This window comes from Cycloclasticus sp. (assembly GCF_019090545.1).
In the GTDB taxonomy this organism is placed as follows: domain Bacteria; phylum Pseudomonadota; class Gammaproteobacteria; order Methylococcales; family Cycloclasticaceae; genus Cycloclasticus; species Cycloclasticus pugetii.
The window spans coordinates 1-15,292 of sequence record NZ_JAHRVT010000040.1 but is presented as its reverse complement, the minus strand read 5'-3'; the positions used below and the strand labels follow the sequence as shown (position 1 = coordinate 15,292).

At 42.4% G+C, this 15,292-nt stretch carries 17 protein-coding genes; 10 read left to right on the top strand and 7 right to left on the bottom strand.

From position 1 onward, the window contains the following. Positions 1–14: 14 nt before the first annotated feature. On the top strand, positions 15–398 hold the full coding sequence (locus KUG63_RS10060) for a DUF2721 domain-containing protein (protein WP_015005396.1): 384 nt from the start codon (positions 15–17) through the stop codon (positions 396–398). 29 nt (positions 399–427) lie between these two features. Here the strand turns inward: KUG63_RS10060 and can are convergent, their stop codons facing one another. Next, on the bottom strand, positions 428–1,030 hold the full coding sequence (gene can / locus KUG63_RS10055) for a carbonate dehydratase (RefSeq protein WP_015005397.1): 603 nt from the start codon (positions 1,028–1,030) through the stop codon (positions 428–430). 159 nt (positions 1,031–1,189) lie between these two features. On the opposite strand from can, the gene KUG63_RS10050 reads away from it, so the two are divergent. Genes KUG63_RS10050 through KUG63_RS10035 form a run of 4 tightly spaced genes read left to right on the top strand, consistent with a single transcriptional unit; the run spans position 1,190 to position 3,067 of the window. Beyond that, on the top strand, positions 1,190–1,399 hold the full coding sequence (locus KUG63_RS10050; RefSeq protein WP_287555155.1) for a dodecin: 210 nt from the start codon (positions 1,190–1,192) through the stop codon (positions 1,397–1,399). 20 nt (positions 1,400–1,419) lie between these two features. Continuing rightward, a complete protein-coding gene (locus KUG63_RS10045; protein WP_020932908.1) occupies positions 1,420–2,367 on the top strand; it encodes a DnaJ C-terminal domain-containing protein in 948 nt (315 codons plus the stop codon). Between the two features lie 5 nt (positions 2,368–2,372). After that, a complete protein-coding gene (locus KUG63_RS10040) occupies positions 2,373–2,687 on the top strand; it encodes a chaperone modulator CbpM (protein WP_020932907.1) in 315 nt (104 codons plus the stop codon). Continuing rightward, a complete protein-coding gene (locus KUG63_RS10035; protein ID WP_020161885.1) occupies positions 2,684–3,067 on the top strand; it encodes a thiol-disulfide oxidoreductase DCC family protein in 384 nt (127 codons plus the stop codon). The genes KUG63_RS10040 and KUG63_RS10035 overlap by 4 nt, the downstream gene beginning before the upstream one ends. Positions 3,068–3,132: 65 nt before the next feature. Here the strand turns inward: KUG63_RS10035 and KUG63_RS10030 are convergent, their stop codons facing one another. After that, complete coding sequence (locus KUG63_RS10030; protein WP_277642025.1) at positions 3,133–3,609, bottom strand: NYN domain-containing protein; 477 nt, start codon at positions 3,607–3,609, stop codon at positions 3,133–3,135. Positions 3,610–3,909: 300 nt separating this feature from the next. On the opposite strand from KUG63_RS10030, the gene KUG63_RS10025 reads away from it, so the two are divergent. Then, positions 3,910–5,874: a DUF2075 domain-containing protein gene (locus KUG63_RS10025; protein ID WP_287555151.1), complete on the top strand. Its 1,965-nt coding sequence runs from the start codon at positions 3,910–3,912 to the stop codon at positions 5,872–5,874. A gap of 53 nt (positions 5,875–5,927) precedes the next feature. On the opposite strand, the gene KUG63_RS10020 is transcribed toward KUG63_RS10025, so the two are convergent. The 3 genes from KUG63_RS10020 to KUG63_RS10010 form a co-directional block, all read right to left on the bottom strand. Continuing rightward, entirely contained in the window at positions 5,928–6,521 is a 594-nt protein-coding gene (locus tag KUG63_RS10020) for an AAA family ATPase (RefSeq protein WP_277642027.1), read from the bottom strand. A 2-nt stretch (positions 6,522–6,523) separates the two neighbouring features. Continuing rightward, a complete protein-coding gene (locus KUG63_RS10015; protein WP_287555148.1) occupies positions 6,524–6,925 on the bottom strand; it encodes a TA system antitoxin ParD family protein in 402 nt (133 codons plus the stop codon). Between the two features lie 110 nt (positions 6,926–7,035). Then, on the bottom strand, positions 7,036–7,542 hold the full coding sequence (locus KUG63_RS10010; protein WP_287555146.1) for an arylesterase: 507 nt from the start codon (positions 7,540–7,542) through the stop codon (positions 7,036–7,038). A 100-nt stretch (positions 7,543–7,642) separates the two neighbouring features. On the opposite strand from KUG63_RS10010, the gene KUG63_RS10005 reads away from it, so the two are divergent. Genes KUG63_RS10005 through KUG63_RS09990 form a run of 4 tightly spaced genes read left to right on the top strand, consistent with a single transcriptional unit; the run spans position 7,643 to position 11,931 of the window. Then, the gene (locus KUG63_RS10005) at positions 7,643–8,320 is read left to right on the top strand and encodes an ABC transporter ATP-binding protein (protein ID WP_016389760.1); all 678 of its coding nucleotides are present in this window, start codon (positions 7,643–7,645) and stop codon (positions 8,318–8,320) included. Further along, positions 8,317–10,797 carry an ABC transporter permease gene (locus KUG63_RS10000; RefSeq protein ID WP_015005405.1) on the top strand — a complete coding sequence of 827 codons (2,481 nt, stop codon included), beginning with the start codon at positions 8,317–8,319 and terminating at the stop codon, positions 10,795–10,797. Before KUG63_RS10005 ends, KUG63_RS10000 begins: the two co-directional genes overlap by 4 nt. Before the next feature lie 46 nt (positions 10,798–10,843). Then, positions 10,844–11,383 (top strand): DUF2058 domain-containing protein, encoded by a 540-nt coding sequence (locus tag KUG63_RS09995; protein WP_015005406.1) that lies wholly within the window; start codon positions 10,844–10,846, stop codon positions 11,381–11,383. Next, positions 11,377–11,931 (top strand): DUF1415 domain-containing protein, encoded by a 555-nt coding sequence (locus tag KUG63_RS09990; protein ID WP_287555142.1) that lies wholly within the window; start codon positions 11,377–11,379, stop codon positions 11,929–11,931. Before KUG63_RS09995 ends, KUG63_RS09990 begins: the two co-directional genes overlap by 7 nt. A 54-nt stretch (positions 11,932–11,985) precedes the next feature. Here KUG63_RS09990 and KUG63_RS09985 read toward each other — a convergent pair whose 3' ends face one another. Further along, positions 11,986–13,596: an ABC-F family ATPase gene (locus KUG63_RS09985; protein WP_020932901.1), complete on the bottom strand. Its 1,611-nt coding sequence runs from the start codon at positions 13,594–13,596 to the stop codon at positions 11,986–11,988. 39 nt (positions 13,597–13,635) lie between these two features. After that, on the bottom strand, positions 13,636–14,964 hold the full coding sequence (locus tag KUG63_RS09980; protein ID WP_016389754.1) for a DEAD/DEAH box helicase: 1,329 nt from the start codon (positions 14,962–14,964) through the stop codon (positions 13,636–13,638). Between the last annotated feature and the right edge of the window lie 328 nt (positions 14,965–15,292).

The window sequence follows — 15,292 nt, the reverse complement described above, 5'->3', positions numbered from 1 at the left end:
AATTTTAATCAAGTATGGAACTATCGACCCCCGCCTTATTATTTCCCGCTATTTCATTGTTACTACTTGCCTATACGAATCGCTTTTTGGGCTTGGCAAACGTTATCCGCGGTTTACATCAGCAAATTAATGAGACGAATAAGCAGCTTATTGCACGTCAGATTATCAGTTTGCAGTTGCGTATAAAGTTAATCATCTGGATGCAAATTTTGGGGGTACTAAGCATTAGTTTTTGCGTAGCTGCGATGTTCCTATTATTTTTAGCGGCTGGTGATTTCGGTCAATGGGCTTTTACTATCAGTTTAGTACTCATGATGCTGTCGCTGGTTGTTTCACTATACGAGCTGATTATTTCAGGCCATGCACTTAATATAGAACTTGAAGATATCGATTGTTAGCCAATAAATGGTAGTCAGTAATACGACTGTTACCCGTGAGTGATAGGCGTATTAGTAATATCTTTTAGAATACCGTTCTTAATATTGTAAACCCAGCCGTGTACCGATAAGTCAGCACCACTTTTCCAAGCATTCTTGACGATAGTGGTGTCACAAACATTAGCTACTTGCTCAATCACGTTTAATTCACATAAACGGTGTTCCATTTCTTCCTGATCAGTAATTGCATTTAACTCAGTTGCGTGAAGGCGATGTACATCTTTAATGTGCCCAAGCCAATTATCAATAAGCCCATGGTCAACGTCCTCCAGTGAGGCTTTGATACCGCCGCAACCATAATGGCCGCAAACGATAATATGCTTAACTTTAAGTACTTCAATGGCAAACTGCATAACCGACAAGCAGTTTAGATCACTGTGGATAACCATATTAGCAATGTTACGATGAACAAAGACCTCACCTGGGGCAAGATTCAGTAGCTGATTGGACGGTACTCGGCTATCAGAGCAGCCAATCCAAAGGTACTCGGGTGATTGCAGTTTAGATAAATTTTTAAAAAAGTTTGGGTCTTCGTCTGTAATGGACTGAGCCCACTCTTTATTTTGTTTAAAAAGATGTTCCAGCTTTTTCATATTCATTTGCCACGATGATTTTTAATGGTGATTAAATTTTACATGAATTTGGGTCACTATCTCACCGATCTTTAGGCCAAATGAATCGATTGCTAAATAATTGTCGGTTCCGACTTAAAGGTATATGCTAAAAGTATCAACAAATGATAGGAGGATAAGATGAGTCATCATACCTATAAATATATTGAGCTAACGGGTAGTTCAGAAGTCAGCTCGGACGATGCAATAAAAAATGCCATTGAAGCTGCGGCTAAAACAACCCGTAATATCGATTGGTTTGAAGTGATAGAAACGCGCGGTCACCTAGCCCAAGGGCAAATTAAACATTGGCAAGTAACCGTTAAAATAGGCTTCCGGTTAGAAGACTAAGGAGTAAAGCGGGGTAGCAGATGGATTATAAAGATTATTACACCATTATGGGTGTTGAGCGCGATGCGAAACAAGATGAGATAAAACGCGCGTATAAGAAGTTAGCACGTAAATACCACCCTGATGTAAACAAAGCCGAGGATGCAGAAGCCCGTTTTAAAGAGCTTGGTGAAGCCTACGATGTACTAAAAGACCCAGAAAAGCGTGCGGCCTACGATCAGTTGGGTGCTAATTGGAAAGCTGGTCAAGACTTTAACCCACCACCAAATTGGGACGAGGGTTATGAATTTAGTGGTGGTTACAGCGATGGCGATGGTGCGGACTATAGTGACTTTTTCGAGTCTTTATTTGGCCAGCAGTTTAACCAAGGGCAAGCAGGTCGTCAGCAAGCCGGTTTTAACGCACGAGGGCAAGATCATCATGCCAAAGTAAGCATAGAACTCATGGATGCCTACTATGGTGCAATACATAGTATTACCCTAAACGCCGCTGAATTGGACGCTAACGGGCAAGTAGTCACTAAACAGCGAACCTTAAAGGTAAAAATCCCTAAAGGGGTTAAAAAAGGCCAGCGGATTCGTTTGGCGGGTCAAGGGTCGGCCGGTATAGGCCAAGGCGGCAAAGGTGATTTATACCTAGAAATTGATTTTAAAGCACACCCTTTTTACCGTGTCGATGGGCATGATGTGTACCTGGATTTACCTATTACTCCATGGGAGGCAGCCTTAGGCGCGAGCATTAAAGTACCAACGCCCGATGGGCCGGTCGATATGAAAATACCAGCGGGCACAAAAGGTGGCGGAAAAATGCGATTAAAAGGGCGGGGTATACCTAGCATACCACCGGGTGATTTATACGTAGTGCCACAAATTACCTTGCCAGCAGCGGATACTGAAGAGGCAAAAGCGTTGTACCAGCAAATGGAACAAACTTTAGGTTATAACCCACGTAGTAAATTGGGAGTGTAATGACGATGAACGATAAAATACTTAAAGGGCTCCTGCTAGATGAAGCAACGGTACTGTCTTTAGATGACTTATGCCAAGCGTGTTCAAGCAGTAATGAATGGGTAATTGAATTGGTGCAGGAGGGTATATTGGAACCTCAGGGGCAGCGGCAAACGCAGTGGCAGTTTAGTGCTCGTTGTCTGCAAAAAGCACACGCCGCCATGCGCTTGCAGCGTGACCTAGATATCAATCTATCCGGTATTGCCTTGGCGTTGGATTTACTCGATGAAATTGACAGCCTAAAATCACGCCTATTGCAGTTAGAGCAAGCGGCAAAATGACTAAAGCATCGGTTGTTGATCGCGCTCAAATCACCGTTTTTTATGATCAATCCTGTCCCAGCTGCGTTAAAGATCGTGCGTTATTTGAGCGGCTAGCCGGTCAGCGGTCGGCTTTATTTAGTTGGTTTGATATCACCAGTCAAGACCAAGCCTTGAGGCAACGTGGGATAGACCCGTTCAAAGCCTTGCGTGAATTACACATAGAAGATGCTCATGGGGTTATCCATTCAGAAATGGATGCCTACAGCATTATGATGAAGCAAGTGCCACTATTAATGCCACTGGGTGTGCTTATCTGCTTGCCGGGTATCAAACCCGTACTCAGTTATTTTTACCGACGCATGGTTGATAAGCGTTTGGCTTGCGAAGGCCGCTTATAAGTTGGGTAACCATTTGCAAACAAGTTGAGCCGCTTTGTATTGGTGCTAGGTTAATGGTGAACTCGCTACAGCAACAAATCCTCATCAATCGGGTGAAAAACGCTAGCCGCATCAATCAGAGACTTTGCCGTTAACGCCGGTACACCATAAACTTCCGTTCTTACGCCATACTGCAGGTTTATTTTCTCCAGCAATAGATCAAAATCTCCATCACCCGACAGTAAAATTACACGATCCACCTCTTTGGCTGCGTCTAGCACGTCAATTGTAATGCCTACGTCCCAGTCGCCTTTAGCGCTGCCATCAATACGTTGAATAAATGGCTTCAGCTTAACGCTAAAGCCCATGTGTTTAAGTGCCGATTGAAACTTATGCTGGCCATCGTCATCGTCACGCTGGGTGGCATACGCAGTAGCCTGTGTAATCGTGCACTGCTGACTAATAATTTGCCATAATTTACGGTAATTAAACTGGCGACCATAGGCTTGCCGGGTAGTGTAGTAGATGTTTTGTACATCAACAAAAAGAGCGGTTTTATTCATAAGGCAGTTGAAGCAGGGCTGATAGTTGGGTGTGAAAAGTAGTGCGTTAGGCTAGCATACACAGTGGTTAAATCGTGTCATGGGTTGAAGAAAAGACTGAGTAACGTGTTTTAAACGCAGTTGCAATAAGAGGATCTTTTTTTGGGTAAAAGGCCCCAAAGTGAAGTATAAGGAGAGGGCATTTTTGTTGTCATCTCTACCGTGTTGGGTATGATCAATAAGTATTTCATTGAAGCTAAAATTTAAGGAGATGATATTGTTTGAGTTTACGGATATGAAAGCTGTTTTTGGTGCAATTAAATGAAGCGTACATATTACTCATCGACTATTTCAGCTTTCTGTAATCAAGAGCCCAATGAAATTTTAGGGCAAATGACTCGGGCTCATTCCTTTGATTTAACTGCTTTCCAAACAGCTGCATGGGTTGAGCAAACAATCTTATTAAGAGAGTGCTTGCTTGAGCATAAAGGGAAAATATACTTCGAGTTTTCAATACCAAGAATGGGTAGACGAATTGATGCTGTTGTTGTCACAGGGTCTGTTATTTTTGTCATTGAGTTCAAAGTAGGAGCTAGCACATATGAAAGTGCGGACTTAGAGCAAGTCATGGATTATGCGCTAGATTTGCACAATTTTCATGAAGGCAGTCACAACATAAAAATAGTGCCTATTCTAGTGGCAACTAAGGCGCCAGCAATTGAAATCATGCTAGAGGATGACGAGCTACTTTCTCCTATTTGCTGTAACAACAAAAATTTAGGTAGCACTATAAACAGAGCTTTAACTACATATTTTAAGCACTTAATTGACTGTAATGAATGGGAAGCGAGTAGCTACAAACCAACACCAACAATTATTGAAGCAACGTTAGCTCTATACAACGGTCACTCTGTTAGTGCGATTTCACGCAGTGATACAAGTACGTTAAACCTGTCGGAAACATCTAAGACGGTTGCAGATATTATTACTCGTTCAAAGGCAGACTCTCAAAAATCGATAATATTTGTGACAGGTGTGCCTGGCGCTGGAAAAACGTTAGTGGGGTTAGATGTTGCAACAGCTCATGTTGACCCCGATGATGAGCTTTATAGTGTGTTTCTTTCAGGTAACGGGCCGTTAGTTAAAATATTGCAAGAAGCCTTAGCGCGTGACAAAGTAACTAGGGAAAAGGCAGTTGGCAAAAAAGTGCGTAAAGGTGATGCATTGAGCGAAGTGAAGGCATTCATTCAAAATGTTCATCATTTTCGTGACGAAGGTTTGTTGGATTTGTTGAAGCCACCTGTTGAGCACGTAGCATTATTTGATGAAGCTCAAAGAGCATGGACGAAAGCGCAAACTGTTAAATTTATGCGCGAGAAAAAGAACAGCCCAGATTTTAACCAGTCTGAGCCTGAGTTCTTGATTTCTTGTATGGATAGGCATAATGACTGGGCAGTAGTCGTGTGTTTAGTTGGTGGTGGGCAAGAAATTAATACGGGTGAGGCCGGTATTAGTGAATGGTTTGAGGCAATCGAAACGTCTTTTCCTCATTGGAAAATATATCTTTCTGATCATTTGACTGACAGTGAGTATGCGGCTGGAAAAATCGTTAGTCAAGCTAGAAAGAATTCGATGGTTACTTTCAAACCTGAATTACATTTACGTACATCGGTTCGTTCTTTTCGAAGCGAAAAAGTATCGCTTTTTGTGAAACAATTACTAGACCTTGATGAAGATGCTGCTCGTGAAAATTTATCACTAATCCATGATAAATACCCTATCGTACTGACAAGGGATCTTTCTGTTGCTAAAAAATGGGTAAAAAAACAAGCTAGAGGTTCTGAGCGTTATGGAATGGTTGTATCTTCACAAGCAGAAAGATTGAAACCCCATGCTATTGATGTCCGTGTAAAAGCGAACCCTGTGCATTGGTTTTTGAATGATAAAAAAGATGTGCGCTCATCGTATTACCTTGAAGATGTCGCGACTGAATTTGATGTTCAAGGACTTGAGTTAGATTGGGTATGCGTGGCTTGGGATGCAGATTTTCGATATGACAAAATTCATTGGAAGAATTGGTCGTTTCGTGGCTCTAAGTGGCAACGAATCCATAAGTCAGAACGACAGATTTATCAAAAGAACGCTTATCGTGTTTTATTAACTAGAGCAAGGCAAGGCATGGTTATATTCGTACCAGAAGGTGATGATGGCGACCATACTAGGCCAAGAGAATATTATGATGGGACATATCATTATTTAAAAAGACTAGGCATAAGATCTCTTTGATATTCTTATAGACAGGCTCTATCCGCTAAGATATTTTTTAACCTAAACCCCCATTATCTAAAATAGTTAGCTAATAATTCCACAGCCCATGTCGGCACAGGCTCTTTAATAAGGTTTATTTGCCCATTACGTATTACAGCAACTTGTTGAAAAGGGTTATCTAAGCGAGAGTTATCTAAGAGATAGCTGAAATCACACAAGGGGAGCACTTGTTTAATATTTTTCATTACCCTTGGGAGTCTGCTGATTACCTTGTCACTGGGTACGTGGTGACCACCTTCGCTGACCCGTTGTGATACGCGTGCTTGGTTAAGAGCGGCTGTTTCTAAGTGAATATATACTAAGACTATTTCGTAACCTAATGCTTTTGCTTTGGCGATAAAGTCTATTTTTGAGGGGTGTGAAAAAACGGTTTCAAAACAAAAGCTGCGACCTTCTTTAAGTAGTTTTAAACGTATGTTTTCTGCTATTTTTGCTGCCTCGTAACTGCGCTGTTCCGCTTCATTTGGGTAGAGCTGTTGGGCTAAAATATCGGCGTTAATAAAGGCCATACCTAGCGGTTCTAGGCGGGTTCTGTAAAAGGTACTTTTACCTGCGCCGTTTCCCCCAGCCAGTAGCCAAAGCTGTTTTTTATTGTGGGTATTCAAGCTTATTTGGCGATGAACTGCCCATTCTCAAATGTGCCTACGGTGATGTTGCCATTAGCCTCTATTTGCTCCAGATAACCGGGGAGGTTTGTTGACGCTTGATAGCGGATGGTGCTTTCAGTCACATGCTTGCTTAAAGTGTTGTCTGTTCGTTCGCGTTCTAGTGCGTCAAACACATCATTGGGATTAATGTTTGGGCTATACACTGGTTCGGTTTTAATTTTAGTTAACCCAGAAACCACGGATAACAAAATGTCTGGGTCAAGTGTGGATGATACTGAGCGGCCTAGCTCGGCCCAATATTCAATTTGTTCTGCGGCACTGCGATGAAAACGCTTGGCGGTTAAGCTAGCGGCTTGCATTAAGTCATCTTGCAGACGAATGGGAGATGATGCTTTTGCCATGTGAACCTCGGGATTTCGAAAACTGGCTAAAAATTGTAGCATAATGCTACAAAGTAAACAAAAGCAATGTGATGGTGGCCCTTGTTCTTCATCGTCTAATGTGGAGTTACCTAATTGGTTTGTAAAATGGGTTCCAAGTGGTCCCAAATCTTTTGTGCAATAATTGGCTGGGCTTTTTCATTTGGATGTAATTGATCGGCTTGCATCATGTCGGGTTCGAGTGCGACATCCTCTAAAATAAACGGCACAAAAGGAACGTCCATTTCTTCGGCCAACTCTGGGTAGTTGTTGTAGAACATTTCGGTGTAGCGTCGCCCATAATTTGATGGAATACGCATGCTAAGCAAGAGGGTTTGCGCACCGTTGGCTTTGATTCGTTTGACGAGTTCTCGTAAATTTTTCTTGATTAAGGTGGGAGGCATTCCACGCAAGCCATCATTTGCACCTAATTCTAATAGAACTATTTCGGGTGTATGTTGTTCTAAGGCTTGGTCAATTCGGGCAAGCCCGCCTGCGGTGGTGTCACCACTAATACTTTTATTTATAAGTGTGTAGGGCTTGTTTTGTTCGTTAAGTGTTTGTTGTAATAGGTTAACCCAGCCTTTTTCTATAGGCATTCCGTAGCCTGCACTTATGCTATCGCCCATGACCACGATGGTCTTAGCGAAAGGTGCGGACGAAAACAATGCAAAAACTAACAGTAAATATATTCTAATCATGTTGAAAACCAGTAATCCTATTATTGAAACAAAAAATCTAAATAAAACTGTACCTGTTGCCGATGGTGACTTGACTATTTTATCAGCCGTAAACTTAACTGTTGATGAAGGAGAAAGTATAGCGATTGTAGGAGCATCTGGCTCAGGTAAATCGACGCTGTTGGGATTGCTGGCAGGTTTAGATAGCCCAACTGGCGGTACTGTCATACTAAATGGCGAAGAATTAACGGCGTTAGACGAGGATGGTCGAGCGGGTATACGAAATAAGTTGGTGGGATTTGTTTTTCAGTCGTTTCAATTGATGCCGCGTTTGAGTGCCTTAGAAAACGTCATGCTGCCTTTGGAATTACGTGGCGATAAACAAGCAAAAAAAACTGCAACGGCTTTATTGAAACGAGTTGGGTTAGGTCATCGTTTAGAGCATACGCCAATGAAACTATCAGGCGGAGAGCAGCAACGAGTGGCGTTGGCACGTGCTTTTGTGACGAGGCCGGCAATTTTATTTGCTGATGAGCCTACGGGCAATTTAGACAGTAAAACGGGCGATCAGATTATTGAGCTGTTGTTTGAATTAAATCAAGAGCAAAAGACAACGCTGGTGCTAGTGACTCATGATATGGCGTTGGCTTCTCGATGTCAGCGTAGTGTGCATATTGAAGCGGGGCAAGTTATATGAACCGATTGAGTTTAGCCCTTCGTTTGTTAAGCCGAGATTTTCGTAGTGGTGAATTAACATTATTAGCGTTGGCTTTGGTGATTGCTGTGACAAGCTCTACGGCCATTAGTTTATTTGCTGATCGCTTACATCGTACGATGAATTCACAAGCAGCAGAATTTTTGGCGGCTGATTTGGTGGTCAGTAGCTCTGATATCATCCCCAATACATGGTTAGATGAAGCAAAGCGGCTAGGATTAAAGCAAGCAAGAACGACTGAGTTTTCGACGGTCGTCATCGAAAATGATGAGTTGCTGTTGGTGGGGGTAAAGGCGGTTAGTAACGCCTATCCGTTACGAGGGCACTTAAAAACAAGGGCAATGCTTGATGCGGTAGAAACCGTTCATAAGCAAGGGCCAGAGGCTGGTAATGTTTGGGTTGATAGCCGTGTTTTGTCTACCTTAAAACTACAAGTGGGTGATGTTTTAACCGTTGGGGATCAGTCTTTGACGGTCAGTCATGTGCTTAGTTATGAGCCCGATAAGCGGGGTGATATTTATAGTTTATCACCAAGGGTTATGATGAATCAGTTAGACCTACAGGCCACCAATGTTATACAGCCGGGTAGTCGTGTCCATTATTTCTTTCAGTTTAGTGGAGAAGCTAATGCGATTAAACGCTTTAATGCGTGGGTAAAGCCTTTGTTATCGGCTTCACAAAGATTAATGGACGTGCAAGATGACCGGCCCGAACTAGGAAATGCGTTGTCTCGAGCTGAGCGTTATTTGGGGCTCTCGAGTATTTTGGTTATTTTAATTGCTGGTGTTGCTATTGCCATGTCTAGTCGCCGATATAGTGAGCGACATTTTAATTCTACCGCGGTGCTGCGTTGCTTGGGGTGTAAGCAGAATGATATTTTGTTGATATTCCTATATCAGTTTTTTTTAATAGGTGCCGTGGCTTGTTCGGCTGGACTATTATTTGGCTGGTTGACACAAGAAGCACTGTTTCATCTATTGCGTAATTTATTACCCGCTATGGTGTCAGATCCAAGCCTTATTGCTGTGATGTTTGGTTTTATGACGGGGTTTGCCATTTTGATTGGTTTTGCCTTGCCACCTTTGCTAAGGCTCAAACGGGTTTCGCCCTTACGGGTTTTACGCCGAGAGCTCGAACCGTTGAATAGTAGCGCCTGGTTGGTTTATGGTTTAGCGCTTACTTTGATTAGTGGGCTTATTTATCGATACACCGATGATTTAATGCTGTTGTTTTCAATAATGGGTGGCGGCTTATTGGCGGTAATTTTTTCAGCAGGCTTGTTGTACGTGCTTTTATTGCAAGGTCGCAAGTTATTACCGCATGTTGGCTTAGCTGGACGCTTGGGTTTGCAAGGCGTGTTAAGAGACCCCAAGGCCAGTGTGACCCAAGTCTTAGCGTTTAGCATCACGATTTTGGCTATGTTACTGAGTTTTACGGTGAGGAATGATTTGTTAACCGATTGGCAACAGCAAATACCTGATGAGGCACCGAATTATTTTGCGATTAATATTTTTCCTGACCAAGTGGCTAACTTCGATAATATATTGAGTCGCCAGGGTGTTCCCGCTGCTAGTTTTCACCCAGTTGTACGTGGACGTTTAGTGGCTATTAATGGAACGCCGGTGCAAAAAATTGTTAGCAAAGACTCCCAAGGAGAGCGTGCAACACATCGTGATTTAAGCCTGACATGGAATAAGGAGCTGCCGCTAGATAATAAAACTCTAGCTGGACAGTGGAGCGGGACGAAAAAAGGCGAAGTGTCTATTGAAAGTAAGTTAGCTGAAAGTTTGCAGGTGAAGCTAGGCGATCAGCTGACCTTTAGTATTGGTAGTGAGCAAATTAACGCCAAAATAACGCACCTGCGGAGCGTGCAATGGGACACGATGAAACCGAATTTTTACATGGTGTTTTCTGAAGAAACCTTGGCTAACTTTCCAACCACATACATCACGAGTTTTTATTTATCAGAAAATAATAAAACGCTCTTAAATGATCTGGTCAGGCAATTTCCAGCGATGACCTTGTTGGAAGTGGATGCCATGTTGAAACAAATAAAACTGATTTTATCGCAACTCACTAGTGCGATTAATTACTTATTATATTTTGCTTTGTTAGCTGGTTTTACCGTACTGCTGTCGTCGATATATTCAACATTGGATACTCGAATTTCAGAAGGTGCTTTGATGCGAACATTGGGTGCTCATCGCAGGCTATTACGCAATGCCCATTTGATTGAGTTTGCTGCAATTGGGGTTATGTCGGGGTTAGTTGCGGTGTTTATTTTCAACTGGGTGTTGTTTGGTTTATATCGCTATGTGCTTCACTTGGATTTTTATTTTAATTGGGTATTGTGTCTTGTAGTACCCATTATTAGTGCTGGCTGCGTTGTCTTGGCTGGTTTCTGGGGTGTTAAAGATGTGGTTAATAAGTCACCTGTGCATATGCTTCGAGGGACGTAAGCAACGTGTATTATTTGTATGAACGATAGAGGTTAAAATATATATTATGAAAAATATTTCCCTACAAGACCAATTGCTAAAGGCTGGCTTGACCAGTAAGTCGAAAGCGCATAAAGCTAAAACGCAAAAGCATAAACAAATTAAACAGAAACAAAAAAATAAAATTCAGGTGGTTGATCAAGCGGCCGTGTTGGCTGAGGAAGCTAAGCTAAAACAGCAAGAAAAGGATCGTTTGCTTAATGAGAAACGCAATCAACAAGCTGAGCAGAAACAAATTGCCGGACAAATTAACCAACTTATCTCGCTTAATAAATTAGATAAAGACGAAGAGGGTGCCCCGTTTAATTTTACTCACGATAATAAAGTAAAAGCCATTTATATAGATGAAGCTTTGCGACAACGTATTGTTGCAGGCACGGCGGTGATTGTTCAGCTAGGTAAAACCTACGAAGTCGTGCCTATTGGGGTTGCTGAAAAAATTGCACAGCGCGATAAAGAGCGTGTGATTTATTTAGAAGATGTTTCACCTATTTCATCGGATGATGCCTATGCTGATTACGCTGTGCCGGATGATTTGATGTGGTAAGGGCAGCTGACGAAAGGGTCATAGAGAGTTGTCGCCAATGGGTTGAGACAGTAATTATTGCGTTGAATTTTTGCCCGTTTGCAAAACCTGTTGTTAATGCGGGGCGCGTTGACTACAAGGTGATTAATGAGCGCGGTGTTGAGCAAGCTTTAATGGCGCTTAGTGATCAGCTCAGTTACCTTGTAAACAACGATCATGTCGAAACGAGCTTATTGATTTACCCACAGGGCTTAGAATCATTCGATGACTATCTTGATTTTGCTGCGATAGCCGATGATTTATTGCTTGAGGAGGGGTATGAAGGTGTATTTCAAATAGCTACGTTTCACCCAGACTATTGTTTTGAAGGCCAGCAGCAAGATGATGCATCTAATTATACAAATCGTTCGCCATATCCAATATTACATATTTTACGAGAAGCAAGCATAGAAGCAGCGTTAGAGGGTGTATCAAGCCCCGATAAAATACCAAGCAGAAATATTGAGTTGGCCAGAGCAAAAGGTTTGGAAGGCATGCAAGCGTTGCTGACGGCGTGCCAATCAACATAAAAAAGCCCGCTTTAGTATTCAAGCGGGCTTTTTTGTAACGATATGACGGTGTCTTTAACGGGTGCCCGTTTTGAGGTTTTCAATATCTTGGCTTTTAAGGTATTCATCATAGGTGCCATGGAAATCAACAATGCCATTAGGTGTTATTTCAACAATGCGGTTGGCAAGTGAAGAGACGAATTCGCGGTCATGACTTACAAAAATTAATGTGCCATCATAATTATCCAAAGCTAAGTTTAAGGCTTCGATAGACTCCATATCTAAATGGTTTGTTGGTTCGTCCATTAACATGACATTGGTTTCGCCCAAGGTTAGTTTGCCAAACAGTAGACGGTTTTTCTCACCACCGGAACACACAGCAACTTTTTTATTAAAATCATCGGATGAAAAGAGCAAACGCCCCAAGGTCATGCGGACTACTTGGTCATTATGACTTGGTTTTCGCCACTGACTCATCCAGTCGAATAAGGTCATGTCGACATTAAAATCGTCGCTAGCATCTTGCGGGCAATAGCCAAGAGTGGCATTTTCTGCCCATTGAATAGTACCCTTGTTAGGACTTATTTCATTCATGAGGCAACGCAAGAAAGTCGTTTTACCGGCACCATTTTCGCCAATAACAGCTAAGCGTGTACCGGCTTGTAAAATCATGCTGGTGTTTGTAAATAAAGTTTCATCAAAACCATGCTCAAGGTTTTCAATGGTGACGGCTTCACGATGAAGTTTTTTAATTTGATTGAAGCGGATAAATGGGCTCACACGTGATGAGGGTTTAATATCGGCCAGTTCAATTTTTTCTAATTTCTTAGCTCGTGATGTTGCTTGTTTGGCTTTAGACGCATTGGCAGAAAAGCGACTAACAAATTGTTGCAGTTCAGCCATTTGAGTTTTCTTCTTGGCATTCTCTGATTGTAGTAACTCGCGCGCTTGGGTTGATGCGATCATGAAATCATCGTAGTTGCCCGGGTATATACGCAGTTCGCCGTAGTCAATATCTGCCATGTGCGTGCAAACGGCATTTAAGAAATGTCGATCATGCGAGATGATGATCATGGTGCTTTTTGACTGATTGATAATCCCTTCAAGCCAGCGAATCGTATTAATGTCCAAGTTGTTGGTGGGCTCATCGAGAAGTAATACGTCAGGCTCTGAAAAGAGTGCTTGGGCTAATAAAACACGCAGTTTCCAGCCCGGAGCAACGTTACTCATTAGGCCGTAATGGAATTCTTGTTCAATCCCCGCACTCATGAGTAGTTCTTCTGCACGACTTTCAGCGCTGTAGCCATCCATTTCAGCAAACTCAACTTCTAATTCGGCAACCCGCATGCCTTCTTCTTCGGTCATTTCAGCTAATGAATAGATACGTTCACGTTCTTGTTTTACCTTCCAGAGTTCATCGTGTCCCATGATGACGGTATCAACAACGGTGTGTTCTTCAAAGGCAAATTGGTCTTGGCCTAATTTACCGATACGTTCTCCTGGGTCTTTTGATACGTTGCCGGATGTAGGCTCTAAATCGCCTCCTAATATTTTCATATAGGTTGATTTGCCACAACCGTTTGCGCCGATAAGCCCGTAACGGTTGCCGTTGCCAAACTTGGCTGAAACGTTTTCAAAAAGTGGCTTAGAGCCAAACTGCATGGTGATGTTTGCGCTAATTAACATAGTGATTGCTCGTTATAAATGTGTTGTTTAAAAGTGTGGTTACCGATTTCCAAAATTATCAGGTCGGTTGGTAGGTTTATTTTGAGTATTGCGTTTTTTTGCACGAGTGGAGCCATTCGGTTTAGCACCGGTGTTTGTTTTAGGTTTGGCAGGTGAATGGTTTTTGGGTGTTGATTTTCTAGGGCGTTGATTATTACGGCCATTTTGAATCGGTTCTGGTTTGATGCTTAGATCAGGTTCATAACCTTCAAAAGTAACTTTTTTGATATCGGTTTTAATCAGGCGCTCAATACCTTTTAGTAGTTTTAATTCATCAACACAAACTAGAGACATGGCTTCACCTTCGCTGCCTGCTCGGCCAGTACGACCGATGCGGTGTACATAATCTTCAGGCACATTAGGCAGTTCAAAATTAACCACATGGGGAAGCTGGTCAATGTCTAGGCCACGAGCGGCGATGTCTGTGGCGACCAGTACACGAATATCGTTGGATTTAAAGTTTGCTAATGCTTTAGTGCGAGCCCCTTGGCTTTTATTACCATGAATAGCGGCTGCAGTAATACCATCTTTATTGAGTTGCTCGGATAATTTGTTGGCGCCATGTTTAGTGCGTGTAAACACCAGGACTTGTTTCCAGTCATTTGAGCCAATAAGAAAAGATAATAATTCACGTTTGCGTTTTTTATCAACAGGGTGAACGACTTGGGAGATCAGCTCCGATGCAGAATTCTCTTTGGCGACTTCTACTAACGCAGGGTTATGTAACAGGCTGCTCGTTAGTTTCTTAATTTCGTTTGAGAAGGTGGCTGAAAACAGTAGTGTTTGTTTTTGCTGAGGTAGTAAAGCTAAAACCTTTCTAATGTCTCGAATAAAGCCCATATCAAGCATACGATCGGCCTCATCGAGTACGAGGATTTCGACGGATGATAGGTCAACAGTATTTTGGCTGACATGATCGAGAAGACGGCCTGGCGTTGCGACTAAAATATCAACACCCTTACGCAACTTTTGCTTTTGTGGATTAATGTTTACACCACCAAATATAACAAACGATGATAAGGGTAAATGTTGACCATAATCTCTGACGCTCTCAGCAACTTGTGCCGCTAGTTCGCGCGTTGGTGTTAATACTAAGGCGCGAACTTTGCCCGCCTTTGGTTTCGCGTCGCCAGATTCCATAAGGCGTTGTAAAACAGGTAACGTGAAACTGGCTGTTTTTCCGGTGCCAGTTTGTGCGCCGCCCATTAGGTCTCGTCCTTCTAGGATGAGTGGAATGGATTGGGCTTGGATTGAGGTGGGTTCGGTGTAGCCTTTTTTAGATACAGCGGTGATTAATTCAGCTCTGAGGCCGAGTGAGTCGAACGACATATAGTTTTCTCCGTGAGTCCATCCGCCATTTAATAAATGGCACGGTCGAGGTGGAAGCAATGTTTAGTTACGGCGGGCAGTATTTTAATATTGCCACGTTTTGAGGTGGGTGCAGACCGATCAGCACAACCATTTTGAGGGGCTTATTGTACCTGATCGCTAAAGAATATAGTGATATATGTCAGTAAAGGTTGAGAAAAAGCTGTTTTTCTAAAGAAAGTACGTTAGAATTAATCTCGCTACATTCTCTACTGGTTTTTGTAAGATCTGCTCTTGTTAATTTCCTTGTAAGATTTGTAACATTTTTTAATTTTAATTTTATTGAGGT

Bases quoted from the DNA above. Each gene is read 5' to 3' on its own strand.
- can (WP_015005397.1), bottom strand. From the start codon at position 1,030: ATGAAAAAGCTGGAACATCTTTTTAAACAAAATAAAGAGTGGGCTCAG.
- KUG63_RS09995 (WP_015005406.1), top strand. From the start codon at position 10,844: ATGAAAAATATTTCCCTACAAGACCAATTGCTAAAGGCTGGCTTGACC.
- KUG63_RS10030 (WP_277642025.1), bottom strand. From the start codon at position 3,609: ATGAATAAAACCGCTCTTTTTGTTGATGTACAAAACATCTACTACACT.
- KUG63_RS10060 (WP_015005396.1), top strand. From the start codon at position 15: ATGGAACTATCGACCCCCGCCTTATTATTTCCCGCTATTTCATTGTTA.
- KUG63_RS10000 (WP_015005405.1), top strand. From the start codon at position 8,317: ATGAACCGATTGAGTTTAGCCCTTCGTTTGTTAAGCCGAGATTTTCGT.
- KUG63_RS09980 (WP_016389754.1), bottom strand. From the start codon at position 14,964: ATGTCGTTCGACTCACTCGGCCTCAGAGCTGAATTAATCACCGCTGTA.
- KUG63_RS10040 (WP_020932907.1), top strand. From the start codon at position 2,373: ATGAACGATAAAATACTTAAAGGGCTCCTGCTAGATGAAGCAACGGTA.
- KUG63_RS10035 (WP_020161885.1), top strand. From the start codon at position 2,684: ATGACTAAAGCATCGGTTGTTGATCGCGCTCAAATCACCGTTTTTTAT.
- KUG63_RS10045 (WP_020932908.1), top strand. From the start codon at position 1,420: ATGGATTATAAAGATTATTACACCATTATGGGTGTTGAGCGCGATGCG.
- KUG63_RS09985 (WP_020932901.1), bottom strand. From the start codon at position 13,596: ATGTTAATTAGCGCAAACATCACCATGCAGTTTGGCTCTAAGCCACTT.
- KUG63_RS10010 (WP_287555146.1), bottom strand. From the start codon at position 7,542: ATGCCTATAGAAAAAGGCTGGGTTAACCTATTACAACAAACACTTAAC.
- KUG63_RS10015 (WP_287555148.1), bottom strand. From the start codon at position 6,925: ATGGCAAAAGCATCATCTCCCATTCGTCTGCAAGATGACTTAATGCAA.
- KUG63_RS10005 (WP_016389760.1), top strand. From the start codon at position 7,643: ATGTTGAAAACCAGTAATCCTATTATTGAAACAAAAAATCTAAATAAA.
- KUG63_RS10025 (WP_287555151.1), top strand. From the start codon at position 3,910: ATGAAGCGTACATATTACTCATCGACTATTTCAGCTTTCTGTAATCAA.
- KUG63_RS10050 (WP_287555155.1), top strand. From the start codon at position 1,190: ATGAGTCATCATACCTATAAATATATTGAGCTAACGGGTAGTTCAGAA.